The organism is Streptomyces sp. B1866 (assembly GCF_031932565.1).
Classification (GTDB): Bacteria; Actinomycetota; Actinomycetes; order Streptomycetales; family Streptomycetaceae; genus Streptomyces.
In genome coordinates this window covers 1-13,183 of record NZ_JAVSCF010000183.1, presented here as the reverse complement: position 1 = coordinate 13,183, position 13,183 = coordinate 1, and the positions used below count along the sequence as shown (strand labels likewise).

Annotated in this window: 13 protein-coding genes; 11 read left to right on the top strand and 2 right to left on the bottom strand. The window is 76.1% G+C overall.

The window, feature by feature from the left end:
* Window positions 1-176: 176 nt before the first annotated feature.
* On the bottom strand, window positions 177-1,586 hold the full coding sequence (locus RKE29_RS21415) for a DUF6421 family protein (RefSeq protein WP_312007140.1): 1,410 nt from the start codon (window positions 1,584-1,586) through the stop codon (window positions 177-179).
* 192 nt (window positions 1,587-1,778) lie between these two features.
* Here RKE29_RS21415 and RKE29_RS21410 point away from each other — a divergent pair, with 192 nt between their 5' ends.
* From RKE29_RS21410 to RKE29_RS21385, 6 genes are all read left to right on the top strand, one after another.
* Complete coding sequence (locus RKE29_RS21410; RefSeq protein ID WP_312007139.1) at window positions 1,779-2,462, top strand: glycerophosphodiester phosphodiesterase family protein; 684 nt, start codon at window positions 1,779-1,781, stop codon at window positions 2,460-2,462.
* 93 nt (window positions 2,463-2,555) lie between these two features.
* On the top strand, window positions 2,556-2,942 hold the full coding sequence (locus tag RKE29_RS21405; RefSeq protein ID WP_312007138.1) for a VOC family protein: 387 nt from the start codon (window positions 2,556-2,558) through the stop codon (window positions 2,940-2,942).
* 228 nt (window positions 2,943-3,170) lie between these two features.
* Complete coding sequence (locus RKE29_RS21400) at window positions 3,171-3,779, top strand: DUF5134 domain-containing protein (RefSeq protein ID WP_312007137.1); 609 nt, start codon at window positions 3,171-3,173, stop codon at window positions 3,777-3,779.
* A 208-nt stretch (window positions 3,780-3,987) separates the two neighbouring features.
* Window positions 3,988-4,923 (top strand): M56 family metallopeptidase, encoded by a 936-nt coding sequence (locus tag RKE29_RS21395; protein WP_312007136.1) that lies wholly within the window; start codon window positions 3,988-3,990, stop codon window positions 4,921-4,923.
* 140 nt (window positions 4,924-5,063) lie between these two features.
* A complete protein-coding gene (locus RKE29_RS21390; RefSeq protein ID WP_312007144.1) occupies window positions 5,064-5,726 on the top strand; it encodes a phosphatase PAP2 family protein in 663 nt (220 codons plus the stop codon).
* A 281-nt stretch (window positions 5,727-6,007) separates the two neighbouring features.
* Window positions 6,008-6,787 (top strand): helix-turn-helix domain-containing protein, encoded by a 780-nt coding sequence (locus tag RKE29_RS21385; RefSeq protein WP_312007135.1) that lies wholly within the window; start codon window positions 6,008-6,010, stop codon window positions 6,785-6,787.
* Here RKE29_RS21385 and RKE29_RS21380 read toward each other — a convergent pair.
* A complete protein-coding gene (locus tag RKE29_RS21380; RefSeq protein WP_312007141.1) occupies window positions 6,778-8,196 on the bottom strand; it encodes a hypothetical protein in 1,419 nt (472 codons plus the stop codon). The two genes, RKE29_RS21385 and RKE29_RS21380, sit on opposite strands and share 10 nt — an antisense overlap.
* 317 nt (window positions 8,197-8,513) lie before the next feature.
* Here RKE29_RS21380 and RKE29_RS21375 point away from each other — a divergent pair, with 317 nt between their 5' ends.
* From RKE29_RS21375 to RKE29_RS21355, 5 genes are all read left to right on the top strand, one after another.
* Window positions 8,514-9,203, top strand: coding sequence for a DUF305 domain-containing protein (locus tag RKE29_RS21375; RefSeq protein WP_312007134.1), 690 nt, complete (start codon window positions 8,514-8,516; stop codon window positions 9,201-9,203).
* Window positions 9,204-9,361: 158 nt separating this feature from the next.
* The gene (locus RKE29_RS21370; RefSeq protein ID WP_312007133.1) at window positions 9,362-10,726 is read left to right on the top strand and encodes a nucleobase:cation symporter-2 family protein; all 1,365 of its coding nucleotides are present in this window, start codon (window positions 9,362-9,364) and stop codon (window positions 10,724-10,726) included.
* Between the two features lie 54 nt (window positions 10,727-10,780).
* On the top strand, window positions 10,781-11,458 hold the full coding sequence (locus RKE29_RS21365) for a uracil-DNA glycosylase (protein WP_312007132.1): 678 nt from the start codon (window positions 10,781-10,783) through the stop codon (window positions 11,456-11,458).
* Between the two features lie 74 nt (window positions 11,459-11,532).
* Entirely contained in the window at window positions 11,533-12,363 is an 831-nt protein-coding gene (locus tag RKE29_RS21360; protein ID WP_312007130.1) for a phospholipid scramblase-related protein, read from the top strand.
* Window positions 12,344-13,183, top strand: an 840-nt coding sequence (locus tag RKE29_RS21355) for an ATPase (protein ID WP_312007129.1), incomplete at its 3' end; no start/stop codon positions are given. The genes RKE29_RS21360 and RKE29_RS21355, both read left to right, overlap by 20 nt.

The following is a 13,183-nucleotide window of genomic DNA, read 5'->3' as shown; positions in this document are numbered from 1 at the left end:
GTCCAGGGGTCCGCCGCCGCCGGCGTGGGGGGTGGGGCTCGACGTGGGAGTGGTCATGGCGGTCGCCTCCTCGCGCTGCCGCTCGGTACCGGTCGGGGCGCGGCCGGACCACGGGGCCCGCCGCGCGGCGCCGCCCCGCCGGACGCGGCCCGCGCCGGCGGGACCGGCCAGGCCGGTCAGGCCGCCGCGGGCACGGTCGCCGAGGCCGTGATGCCCCTGGTGGAGGCGATCACGCCGCGCAGCTTCCTGGCCAGCGCCTCGTAGAACATGCTGAGGGGGAACTCGTCCGGAAGCACGTCGTCCACCAGCTTGCGCGGCGGCTTGGACAGGTCCAGGGCGTCGGGGCCCTTGGCCCACACCGAGCCGGGGTGCGGCGCCAGGTAGGACGCGACCAGCTCGTACGCCTTCAGCCAGTGGACGAGCTTGGGCCGGTCGATGCCCTCGCGGTACAGGGCCTCGATCTCGTCGCACAGCCGGCTGGTCACCCGGGGGGCGCGCGCCCAGTCGATGTGCAGGGTGTTGTCCGTCCAGCGCACCACGTCGTGCCGGTGCAGGTAGGCGAACAGCAGCTGGCCGCCGAGGCCGTCGTAGTTGCGCACCCGGTCGCCGGTGACCGGGAACCGGAACAGCCGGTCGAAGATCACCGCGTACTGTACGTCGCGGGCCTGGGCCACGCCCTCGTCCGCGAGCCGCACCGCCTCCCGGAAGGCGGTGAGGTCGCAGCGCAGCTCCTCCAGGCCGTACATCCAGAAGGGCTGCCGCTGCTTGATCATGAACGGGTCGAAGGGCAGGTCGCCGTGGCTGTGGGTGCGGTCGTGGACCATGTCCCACAGCACGAACGCCTCCTGGCACCGCCGCTGGTCGGCCAGCAGGGCCGCGGCGTCCTCCGGCAGGGCCAGGCGCAGCACCCGCACCGCGGCCTCGGTGACGCGGCGGAAGCGGGCCGCCTCGCGGTCGCAGAAGATGCCGCCCCAGGAGAAGCGCTCGGGGGCCTCGCGCACGGCGATGGTCTCGGGGAAGAGCACCGCGGAGTTGGTGTCGTAGCCCGCGGTGAAGTCGTCGAAGGTCAGGCCGAGGAACAGCGGGTTGTCGTACCGGGTGCGCTCCAGCCCGGCGAGCCAGTCCGGCCAGACCACGCTCACCACGAGGGCTTCGAGGTTGCGGTCCGGGTTGCCGTTCTGCGTGTACATGGGGAAGACGACGAGGTGCCGGCGGCCGTCGGCGCGGGAGCGGGCGGGCTGGAAGGCCAGCAGCGAGTCCAGGAAGTCGGGGACACCGAACCCGCCGTCGCGCCAGCGGCGCAGGTCGGCCAGGAGCGCGCGGTGGTACGCGGCGTCGTGCGGCAGCAGGGCGGCCAGCTCCTCGACGGCCGCGGCCACCCGGTCCAGGGCGGCGTCGGCGGACTCGCGGGAGGGGGCGCCGTCAGCCCGGAAGTCGATCGAGCCGTCCCGGGACTGCCACGGACGGATCGCCTCCACGGCGGCCTTCAGTCTCGCCCAGGCGGGGTGCCGCACGACGTGCGCGCCGGACTCCACGTCGCTCCGCGCGTGACCGTTCGGCGGTACGGGCGCAAGGATTTTCGCCATAACCCCTCCTTAGCCGGAGAACCTGCGTTAAGACACCGTATCCATGCCGACTTCTTTTGCTCAAGTCCACTTGCGGGGAGCTAAGATCCGTGCTTCGCGCGTCGCCGCGCCCCGGCGCCCCGGCCCGGTTAGGCTGGTGCGCCGTCCGGGGCGGCCGACCGGCGCCCCGCCGCGCACGGGAGCGAGACAGCGTTGACCTTCCTCACCATCGGACACCGCGGGGTGATGGGCGTCGAACCGGAGAACACCCTGCGCTCCTTCGTCCGCGCCGACCGGGAGGGCCTGGACGCCATCGAGCTGGACCTGCACCTGAGCAAGGACGGCGAGCTGGTGGTGATGCACGACCCCGACGTGGACCGCACCACCGACGGCACCGGCCCCGTCAGCGGCCTCACCCTCGCCGAGCTGCGCGGACTCGACGCCGGGCAGGGCGAGCGGATCCCCGTCTTCGAGGAGGTCCTGGACGCGGTCGGGGCGCCGCTCCAGGCGGAGATCAAGGACCGGGCGGCCGCGCGGGCCCTCGCCGAGGTGATGCGCCGCCGCGACCTGCTGGACCGCGTCGACGTCATCTCCTTCCACGACGCCGCCCTGGCCGACATCCGCGAGCTGCTGCCGCGGGCGCGCACCGCGCTCGTCGCCAGCCGCTACGGCCCGGACGTGATCGACCGGGCCCGGGCCGTGGGCGCCGGGACGCTCGTGCTCAACGTCCGCAGGCTGACCCTGGAGCTGGTCGAGCGGGCGCACGCCGCGGGCCTGAAGGTCATCGGGTGGACGGTCAACACGCCCGGCCACGTGGCCCTGGCCCGGGGCCTGGGCCTGGACGGCGGGACGACCGACTACCCGGAGGTCAAGCGGCTGGCCGCGGCGCCCGCCTGACCCGGCCGGGACCGGCCCCGCGGTCCCGGGGCGGCGCGCGGGCTCCCGGGGCGGGCACGGGGACCGGCGGGCCGCCTGCGTAGGGTCGCCGCCATGGTGAACGTACTGAGCAGCCGGGTGCTGTTGCGCCCGACCGACCCCGAGCGGTCGCGGGCCTTCTACGGCGAGGCGCTGGGCCTCGCGGTCTACCGGGAGTTCGGCACCGGCCCCGAGCGCGGGACGGTCTACTTCCTCGGCGGCGGCTTCCTGGAGGTCTCCGGGCGGTCCGACACGCCGCCCGCGCCCGGTATGCAGCTGTGGTTCCAGGTCGCGGACGCGGCGGCGGCGTACGAGGAACTGCGCGGGCGGGGCGTGACGGTGACGCGGCCGCCGGTCCGGGAGCCCTGGGGGCTGGTCGAGATGTGGATCACCGATCCGGACGGCGTCGAGATCGCCGTCGTGGAGGTGCCGGAGGACCACCCGCTGCGCTACCGGCCCTGACCGCCCGCCGGGAGCCCCGCGGCCGCGCCGGGGCCCGGCCGCGGGGCTCCCGGCGGGGAGCCCGCGCGGGCGTCCGCGGGCCGGACGGCGTGCTCCCCGCCTGCGTCCGTGCGCTCCCCCGTGCCCGGCGCGGCCGGGGCGCGCAGCGGGCAGAATCCGGGCAGTCCGGCGCGTATCGGCGGCGTCGGCGCCACGGTTGGGAATTCCGCCGGACGTCCTGGGGGTGCCGTGCACGGACCGCCGCTCGTCGGCTGGCTGCTGGTCGCGCTGTCCGCCGCGGTCGGCGCCTACTGCCTGCTGTGCCTGCGCGGCGAGCCGCCCGGCCGCCGGCGGCGGGCGCTGGGCGGCGAGGCGCTGATGGCCTGGGGCATGGCGCTCATGGCCGTGCCGCACACCGCGCTCGACCCCATGCCGTGGGCGCCGCCCGCCTTCGCCGCGGTGTTCGGCGCGGCGGCCGGGTGGGCGCTGCTGTCCGCGGCGCGCCGCCGCCCCGGGCCGCCGGGCCACCACCTGCACCACGGCGTCGGCGCGCTGGCCATGGTCTACATGGCCCTGGCGATGGCGGAGGACGCCGGGGCGCACGGGCACGCCGGGCACGCGGCCGGGCGGGTGCCCGGCGGCGAGCCGCTGCTGACCGGGGTGCTGCTGGCCTACTTCGCGGCGTACGCGCTGCGGGCCGGAGTGCGCCTGGTGCCGCTGGCCGGCGGCGCCGGGACCGGGCCCGCCAGGTCCTGCCCGCCGGGCGCGGCGCAGGGCCGGGCCGCGGGGGACGAGCTGGAGCACGCGTGTAGGGTGGCGATGGGCGTCGGGATGGCGGCCATGCTGCTGACGCTGTGACCGTGCCCCCGCTGTGACTGTGCCCCGCGCACGCGGCGGGCCAGGCCGCGCGCCGGCCGGCAGCGGGCCGGGCGGCGGCCGCCGGCCTCACAGCTGCGGGTGACGGGACGTGAGCCCGCGCGCCGCCGTGCCCCGCGTTCCGTGGCGTGCGTCACTTCGTCCGCGTGACCGTACCGGCGCCTGTCGAGCCGATCATAGGCTGGCCGGCATGATGCTCCCGCTCGCGCTGATGGCTCTGTGCGCGCTGGCGGCGGCGACGGCGCCCCGGCTGCTGGCCCGGGCCGACTGGCCCGACCGCGAACCCGTCCTCGCCCTGTGGGTGTGGCAGTGCGTGGTCGTCGGCCTGCTGCTGTGCTGCGGACTGACCATGGCCCTGACGGCCGCGGCCGCCTCCTCGGTGGTACGGGGCAACGTCTTCGCGCCCGCGCCGCACGGCGTGGTCGAGGCGTACGCGCTCTCGGCGTACGGGCCGTGGGCCGCGCCGGTGGCCGTCGTGCTGGCCTGCGGCGCGGCGTGGACCGCCGTGATGCTGACCCGCGAGGTGCGCGCCGCGCGCGCCCGGCGCCGGCGGCGGCGCGCCGAACTCCTCACGCGCTCTCCCCTGCTGCCCGGCGAGCGGCCGGCCCGCTACCGGCTGGTGGTGCTGGAGGGCGACCGGCCCGACGCCTGGTGGCTGCCGGGCTCCACGCCGCACCTGGTGGTGACCACCGCGGCGCTGCGCCGGCTGGACGGCCGCGGTCTCGACGCCGTCCTGGAGCACGAGCTGGACCACGCGCGGGCCCGCCACGACTGGCTGCTGCACTGCTCCTCCGCGCTCGCCGGCGGCTTCCCGCAGGTGCCGGTCTTCGCGGCCTTCCGCGACCAGGTGCACCGGCTGGTGGAGCTGGCCGCCGACGACGCCGCCTCGCGGCGCTGCGGGCGGCGTACGACCGCGCTGGCGCTGGTGGAGCTCAACGAGGACCGCGGCGTGTTCGGCCCCTGCCCGGCCGGGTTCGCCCGGGTGCCCGAGCGGGTGGACCGGCTGCTGTCCCCGGCGCCCCGCATCCCCGCGGCGCGCCGCTGGCGGCTGACGGCGCTGGCGACGCTGGTGCCGGCCGTACCGCTGCTGGTGACGCTCGTTCCGGCGTTGCAGGCGCTGCGCTGACCGGGGCCGGAGGGCACGGCGCGCCGCCCGCGTGCGGCGGGTCCGGCCGCGCCGGCCCGGATGCTGGTCCGGTGACACCCGCGCCCCGGCGCGCCGTCCGCGCGGGCGCGGCGGCCGCCGTCCTGCTCGCCGCGTTCGCGGTGCTGCTGGTGCTGGTCACCACCGGCTGGGGCCCGCTGCGGTCGGCGGACCGGGAGGTGGCGGACGCGCTGCACCGGTCGGCGGTCTCCGACGGCGGCGCGCGGCGCGCCTGCCGGGTGCTGACCGACTGGGTGTGGGACCCGTGGACGATGCGGGCGGCCCTGGCCGTGGCCGCCGGGTGGCTGCTGTACCGCCGGGAGCGGCTGCTCGCGCTGTGGGTGGCGGGCACGGCCGCGGTGGCCTGGGCCGTCCAGCAGGGGGCGAAGGCGGCGGTGGGGCGGGCCCGCCCGCGCTGGCCGGACCCGGTGGACTCGGCGCCCGGCGCGGCCTTCCCGTCGGGCCACGCGATGACCGCGGCCGTCGCCTGCGGGCTGCTGCTGTGGCTGCTGGCCCGGTCCGGTGCCGGGGCCCGCGGGTGGCGCCTGGCGGCGGCCTGGGCGGTGGCGGCCGGGTCGGTGCTCGGGGTGGGCTTCACGCGGCTGTACCTGGGCGTCCACTGGTTCAGCGACGTGCTGGGCGGCTGGCTGCTGGGCGCGGCGCTGGCGTGCGCGGCGGCCGCGGGCCACGGGTGGCCGGCCGCACGGGACGGCCGGGCGCCGACCGGGGTCCCGGTGCGTACGCCGGGACCCGGCACGGGCGCTGAGGGCCCCGGGAGCCGTTGACGGCGCCGGGAGCCCGGGGAGAGCCCCGCGCCCCCGGGCGGAGGCCGGTGGCGCCTGGTCAGGGCGGCCGGCGTCCCCCTGGGGCGCGGGGTTCCCCGCTACTGTCGTACTCGAAAGCACGCCAGGTACCAGCAAAGCTGGTTGAAGCAGCCGATTTCGGGCGATCCCCCGTGTCGCCCGAAATCGGCAGCCCACACCGGCGCCACCCCTCGCAAAGGGCGGACATCCGGAGCCGACGCTGAGTATATTGGCTAGCAGCCAGTCAACGCAGGAGTTACAGCATGTCCCCGCGGAGCGCGTCGGTCAATGAGGAATTGCGCCGGAGGTCCCAGGCGCGCCTCCTGGAGGCCACGGTGGAGCTGGTCGGCGAGCGCGGCTACGACGCCACGACGCTCGCGGACATCGCCGACCGGGCCGGTGCGGCGCGCGGCCTGGTCTCGTACTACTTCCCGGGCAAGCGGCAGCTGCTGCAGTCGGCCGTGCACCGGCTGATGCACATGGAGCTGGCCGAGAGCCTGGCGCGCGAGCCCCAGCCGACCGGCGAGGACGCCGGCCGCGAGCTGCTGGCCCGGGCCATCGACAGCATTCTGGGGCTGGCCCGCGACCGGCCGCGCCTGATGCGCACGCACATGGCGGGCATCCTGTCGGCCGAGGGCTTCATCCAGTGCGCCGAGCAGCAGCGGCTGGCCACGCTGCTGCGGGAGACCGTCGTGCGGTACGGCTCGGACGACCCGGACGGCGACTACCGGCTGCTGCGCGCGCTGCTGATGGGCACGGTCGTGGCGGTGCTGCTGCCGGGCGCGCCGATGCCCCCGGAGCGGCTGCGCGCCGAGCTGTTCGCGCGCTACGGGCTGGACTGGGAGCAGGGCACGCCGCCGTGCGAACGGCCGCCGACCGCCCCGGTCCGGCGGCTGCCGCGGCCCGCCGGCGCGGACCGGGCACCCGGCGCGGCCGACGGGGGCGCCGACGGGGGTCCGGGCGCGCCGCGGGAGCCACGGGACGCGGCGGCCGGTCCCGGCCCGGAGGCCGGGCCGGGACCGGCCGTGGGCGCTCAGCGGTAGTCGGGCTGGGTCTGCACGTTCAGCTCGCGCAGCCGCACCGCGGCGGCGCTGTCCGTGCGGCGGTCGTCGATCCGCAGCACGTCCAGGCCCTTGCGGATGTCGTTGGAGTAGATGTAGCCGTTGTAGTAGTACGCGGACCAGGAGCCGCCGCCGGTGAGGGTGTCGGCCGACAGCGGGCCGCGCTCGAAGTAGCCGATCTCGCGCGGGCGGGCGGAGTCGGTGAAGTCCCAGACCGACACGCCGCCCTGGTACCACGCCTGGACCATGACGTCGCGGCCCCGGACCGGGATCAGCGAGCCGTTGTGGGCGACGCAGTTCTCGGTGGCGGCCTGGTAGCGGGGGATCTTGTAGTAGCCGCGGAAGACGAGCCGGCGGCCGTCGCCGCGGCCGACGATGTCGTAGATGCCGTCGGCGCCGCGGTCCGGACCGGTCTGCGCGTCGCACGTGGCGGCTCCGCCGCCGCCGAGCTCGTCGGTGAACACCACCTTGTCGCCGCGCTGGTTGAAGGTGGCCGAGTGCCAGAAGGAGAAGTTCGCGGTGTCCTCGACCCGGTCGATCACCCGCGGCCTGGCCGGGTCGGAGATGTCCAGCAGCACGCCGTCGCCCATGCAGGCGCCCGCGGCCAGCTTGAGCCTGGGGAAGCTGGTGAGGTCGTGGCAGCCCGACGTCGGGACCATGTCCGGCTTGGCGGGGTCGCCCGGGTTGCCGCCGTCGGGGAAGAACACCGGGAAGTCGGTCACCGCGGCCTGTTCGGGCGCCCGCCGCGGCACCTTGACGACGGAGATGCCGTCGTGCGGCGGCCGGCAGTCCGGGAAGTCCGGGCTCGGCGCGTACGAGGAGACGTAGACGTAGACGTCGTCGCGGCCGGGCACCAGGGTGTGCGTGTGCGAGCCGCAGGCGGTCTCGACGGCGGCCACGTACCGCGGTTCGCGCTTGTCGGTGATGTCGAAGATCTTCATGCCCTCCCAGGAGGACTTCTCGGTCGCCGGCTGCGTGGTGCTGGCGCAGGAGTCGTCGCTGCGGGAGGAGTCGGTGGACAGGAACAGCAGGTTGCCCGACACCGATACGTCGTTCTGGGAGCCGGGGCACAGCACCTGACTGACCGTCTTCGGGGCCCGCGGGTCGCTGATGTCGTAGATCACGAAGCCGTCGTAGTTGCCGGCGAAGGCGTAGTGGCCCTGGAAGGCGAGGTCGGAGTTGGTGCCCTGGAGCGCCTGCTTGGGGACGTTGGCCAGGTGGCGGACGTTGTCGCTGTGCACGACCTCGTCCACGCCGGGTATCCCGCCGTCGGCGACGGGCGCCCGGACGCGGGCCGCCTCGTCCCGGGTCACCGGGTGCGGCGCCGGGCCGCCGGGGCCGGGCGTGGCCGCCGCGGGGGCTGCCGCCAGCAGGGAGGCCAGCAGGCCCAGGGATGCGGCCGCCGCGCCGTAGCGTCCGCGGCGGCCGGGATGTCTGCGGTGTCCGGGCCGTGCCCGGAGTCGAAGCCACGGCTTCACTGCGCCTCGCAAGGGGTGTGGGGAGGATCGTCGTCTCGCGCGTTCGACGGCCCGGCCCGGCGGGGACCGTCGGTCCAACCGCCCTGGGAGACCGGGGCCTTGGGCAGTATCACCTGTTCCATGTACACAACAACACGGGGCAACACACATGTCACGTGCTTTTTCGCCGCCGGCCGTCCACGGACGTGCTACTACGGTCTGACACACGCCCCCACCCCAGGAGGTCCACGGTGCCCGGACGCCGCACGACGACCCGCTCCGGACGGCTCGCGGCCGCGGGCGCCCTCGCCGCCCTCGCGCTCGTCCTCGCCGCCTGCGAGGACGGCGGCGGGAAGGGCGGGGAGGGAGCGCGGGGCGCGGGCGGGCCCTCGGTGATCGCGCCGGGCAGACCGGGCGAGGCGGCGCGGCGGCTGCCGCCGGAGAAGGCGCGCGAGGCCGTGCGGGACGACACGCCCAACTCCGCGGACCTCGCCTACGTACGCGGCATGATCGAGCACCACCGGCAGGCCCTGACCATGACCGCCCTGGTCCCCGACCGGGGCGCCTCCGCGCGGGTCAGGCTGCTCGCGGAGCGCATCGCGGCGAGCCAGCGGCCGGAGATCGCGGCCATGGAGGGGTGGCTGCGCGAGCGCGGAGCCGCAGACAGGTCCGACGGGCACGAAGGGCACGGCGGCGGGCACTCCGGGCACGGCGCGATGCCCGGCATGGCCTCGCCGCGGCAGCTCGACGCGCTGCGCGCGGCCCGCGGGGGCGACTTCGACAAGCTCTTCCTCACCCTGATGGTCAACCACCACCTCGGGGCGGTGTCCATGGCCACGCAGGTGCTGTCGGAGGGCGACAACGCGCGCGTGGAGGAGATGGCGAACAACGTGATCGCCGAGCAGAGCGTCGAGATCCAGCGGATGCGCCGCATGATGTAGGGCGTGCCGGACGGGTCAGGACGGCCGCGCGCAGCCGCGACACGCCGCCGCAACGCCCGCGAAATCAACAGAATGTGTAAGGCGTCTACGGTCACGTCGTCTCGTCCGTCGTCCCCGGCCGTCCGTCGTCCCCGGCCCGGCTAAGGAGCAGCACAGCCATGACGCCCGCACGCCACCCGGTCGACGAGGTGCCGCCGGCCGGCCGGCTCGCCGCGCTCGGCCTCCAGCACGTCCTGGCCATGTACGCCGGCGCCGTCGCCGTGCCGCTGATCGTCGGCGGCGCGCTGAAGCTCCCGGCCGCCGACCTGGCCTACCTGGTCAACGCGGACCTGCTGATGTGCGGCGTGGCCACCCTCCTGCAGTGCGTGGGCGTGTGGCGGTTCGGCGCCCGGCTGCCGGTCATGCAGGGCTGCACCTTCGCCGCCGTCACCCCCATGGTGCTGATCGGCACCGGCGGCGGCGGACTGCCGGCGGTCTACGGCGCGGTGATCGCCTCCGGGCTCGCGATGGTCCTGCTCGCGCCGGTCTTCGGACGGCTGCTGCGCTTCTTCCCGCCGCTGGTGACCGGCACGGTGATCCTCGTCATCGGCCTGACGCTGCTGCCCGTGGCGGGCAACTGGGCCGCCGGGGGCCAGGGCCGGGACGACTTCGGGGCGCCGCGGAACCTGGCGCTGGCGGGCGGGGTGCTCGCCGCGATCCTGGCGGTGCAGCGGTTCGCGCCACCGCTCCTGGCCCGGGTCGCGGTGCTGGCGGGCATCGCGGCGGGCACGGTGGCGGCCGTGCCGCTGGGCCGCGCCGACTTCTCCGGGGTGGGGGACGCCCGCTGGGCCGGGGTGTCCGAGCCCTTCCACTTCGGTGCGCCGTCGTTCGAGGGCGGCGCCGTCGCGGCCATGCTGGTGGTGGCCCTGGTGACCATGGCCGAGACGACCGGCGACCTGGTGGCGGTGGGCGAGCTGACCGGGCGCGAGGTGGACGCGCGGCGGCTGGCCGACGGGCTGCGCGCGGACGGCGTCTCCACGGCCCTCGGCGGGGTGTTCAACACCTTCCCGTACACGGCCTTCGCCCAGAACGTCGGCCTGGTGGGGCTCACGCGCGTGCGCAGCCGGTGGGTCGTGGCGGCCGCGGGCGGCATCCTGGTGCTGCTCGGGCTGCTGCCCAAGCTGGGCGCGCTGGTGGCCGCGGTGCCCGTGCCGGTGCTGGGCGGGGCGGGCCTGGTGATGTTCGGGACGGTCGCCGCGAGCGGGCTGCGGTCGCTGGCGGGCGTGGACTTCCGCGAGGGCCACAACCTGACCGTGGTCGCGGTGTCGGTGGCGGTGGGGATGCTGCCGGTCGGGGTGCCGGGGATCTACGCGCGCTTCCCCGACTGGTTCCAGACGGTGATGAACAGCGGCATCAGCGCCGGCTGTGCGACCGCCGTCGCCCTGAACCTGCTGTTCCACCACCTGCCGTCCCGTGCCTCCCGCCCGGCGCAGCACTCCGGCGAGGCGGCCGCCCCGGACGTGGCGGCCGGCGGGCACCCGTGACGGCCGGCCGGGCGCGGCCGGCGGGCACGGTGTGAGCCACTAGAGTGACGTACCGTGGTCGCACAACCCTTGCAGGACATCGTGGAAGCCGGCTGGGCCAAGGCGCTGGAGCCCGTGGCCGGACGCATCGCCGCCATGGGCGACTTCCTCCGCGCGGAGATCGCCGCGGGCCGCACCTACCTCCCGGCCGGGCCGAACGTGCTGCGCGCCTTCCAGCAGCCGTTCGACGAGGTCCGGGTGCTGATCGTGGGTCAGGACCCCTATCCCACGCCCGGGCACGCCGTGGGGCTCAGCTTCTCCGTCGCCCCGGACGTGCGTCCGCTTCCCGGCAGCCTGGAGAACATCTTCCGCGAGCTGCACGCCGACCTCGGCCTGCCGCGGCCGTCCACCGGCGACCTGACCCCGTGGGCCGAGCAGGGCGTGCTGCTGCTGAACCGGGCCCTGACGACCGCTCCGCGGCGGCCCGCCGCGCACCGCGGCAAGGGCTGGGAGGAGGTCACCGAGCAGGCCATCCGGGCCCTGGCCGCGCGCGGCAGGCCGCTGGTGTCCGTGCTGTGGGGCCGCGACGCGCGGAACCTGCGGCCGCTGCTGGGCGAACTGCCGGCCGTGGAGTCCGCGCACCCCTCCCCCATGTCCGCCGACCGCGGCTTCTTCGGCTCACGCCCCTTCAGCCGGGTCAACGACCTGCTCGTACGGCAGGGGGCGCAGCCGGTGGACTGGCGGCTTCCGTGACGCTTCGGGACCCTCCCGCCACCGGCGTCCCCGGTCCCGCACCGGCGTCACCTGCGGCGGGTAGTCTGCCCGCCATGACGACGCATCCGAACACTCCTGCGGGTTGGTACGCCGACCCGCAGGGCACGCCGAACCTGCTGCGCTGGTGGGACGGCGCCCAGTGGACCGAGCACACCCACCCCGGCCAGCCCGGTCTGCCCGGCCAGGCCCAGGCGCCGTACGCCCCGCCGCCGGTGGCCGACCCGGCGAAGATCCAGCGGCAGGTGCAGCAGCAGGCGAAGGTGGCGCCGGCCGGCCCGGGCGGGGGGACGCTGTTCACCGAGCCGGTGCTGGTGGTGAACCAGAAGGCCAAGCTGATCGAGCTGACGAACGAGTACGGGGTCTTCGACCAGCACGGCAACACCCTCGGCTCGGTGGTGCAGGTGGACCAGTCCACGCTGAAGAAGGTGGCGCGGTTCGTCTCCAGCCTCGACCAGTTCATGACGCACCGGCTGGAGATCCGCGACGTGCACGGGCAGCCGCACCTGGTGCTCACCCGGCCGCGCAAGTTCGTGAAGTCCCGGGTGGTCGTGGAGCGGCCGAACGGGCAGCCGGTCGGCGAGATCGTGCAGCAGAACGTGTTCGGCAAGATCAACTTCTCGATACAGGCGGGCGGACACGAGGTCGGCGCCATCAAGGCCGAGAACTGGCGGGCCTGGAACTTCGCCATCGTCGACCACACCGGCGCGGAGATCGCCCGGATCACCAAGACGTGGGAGGGCCTGGCGAAGACCATGTTCACCACGGCCGACAACTACGTCCTGCAGATCCACCGCCAACTGCCCGACCCGCTGCTGAGCCTGGTGGTGGCCACCGCGCTCACGGTCGACACCGCGCTGAAGCAGGATGCCCGCGGCTTCGGCTGAGCCGGGCGGCGCGCCGTACGGGCCCGTCGGCGTGCTCGGCGTGGACTCGGGCGGCTCCGGGGTACGGGTCGCCGTCGCCCGCCGTACGGGCGGCCCCGGCGCGTACCGCACCGGCGAGCCGGTGACCTGGTCCTGCCCGGATCCGGCGGCGGTCGGCGGCCGGGGCATCGACGCGGCCGGGCTGCTGGCCCGCGTGGTGCCCGCCGCGCGGGCGCTGCTGCGCGAGGCCGGGGTGCGCCGGCTGGACGCCGCCTGCGTGGGCGCCGCGGGGATGGCCACGCTCGGCGACGACCTGCGCGTCACGCTGCCGGGCGCGCTGGCCCGGGAGTTCGGCGTGCGGCGCCTGGCGCTGGCCGCCGACGCGGTGGCCGCGTACGCGGGGGCGCTCGGACAGCGGCCGGGCGCGGTGGTGGCGGGCGGCACGGGCCTGATCGCCCTGGGCGCCGGTATTCCCGGCGGCGGACCGGAAAACGGCGGGCCGGGAAACGGCGGGCCGGACAGCGGCGCGCCGGACGGCGGCTCTCCCGACGGCGCGGGAGCGCCCGCGGGCGGCTGGCGGCGCGCCGACGGCTGGGGGCACCTGCTGGGCGACTGCGGCGGCGGGGCGTGGATCGGCCGGGCGGGCCTGGAGGCGGCCCTGCGCGCGTACGACGGGCGGGACGGCGGGTCGCGGCCGCTGCTGGACCGCGCGGAGGCGGTGTTCGGCCCGGCGGGCGAGCTGCCGGGCAGGCTCTACCCGCGCGCCGACCGGCCCGCCGTGCTGGCCTCGTTCGCGCCCGAGGTGGGCCGCTGCGCCGAGGCCGGGGACCCGGTCGCGCGG

Excerpts from the sequence above, each read along its gene's own strand:
- RKE29_RS21360 (WP_312007130.1), top strand. The coding sequence starts at position 11,533 with ATGACGACGCATCCGAACACTCCTGCGGGTTGGTACGCCGACCCGCAG.
- RKE29_RS21415 (WP_312007140.1), bottom strand. The coding sequence starts at position 1,586 with ATGGCGAAAATCCTTGCGCCCGTACCGCCGAACGGTCACGCGCGGAGC.
- RKE29_RS21395 (WP_312007136.1), top strand. The coding sequence starts at position 3,988 with ATGATGCTCCCGCTCGCGCTGATGGCTCTGTGCGCGCTGGCGGCGGCG.
- RKE29_RS21385 (WP_312007135.1), top strand. The coding sequence starts at position 6,008 with ATGTCCCCGCGGAGCGCGTCGGTCAATGAGGAATTGCGCCGGAGGTCC.
- RKE29_RS21405 (WP_312007138.1), top strand. The coding sequence starts at position 2,556 with ATGGTGAACGTACTGAGCAGCCGGGTGCTGTTGCGCCCGACCGACCCC.
- RKE29_RS21370 (WP_312007133.1), top strand. The coding sequence starts at position 9,362 with ATGACGCCCGCACGCCACCCGGTCGACGAGGTGCCGCCGGCCGGCCGG.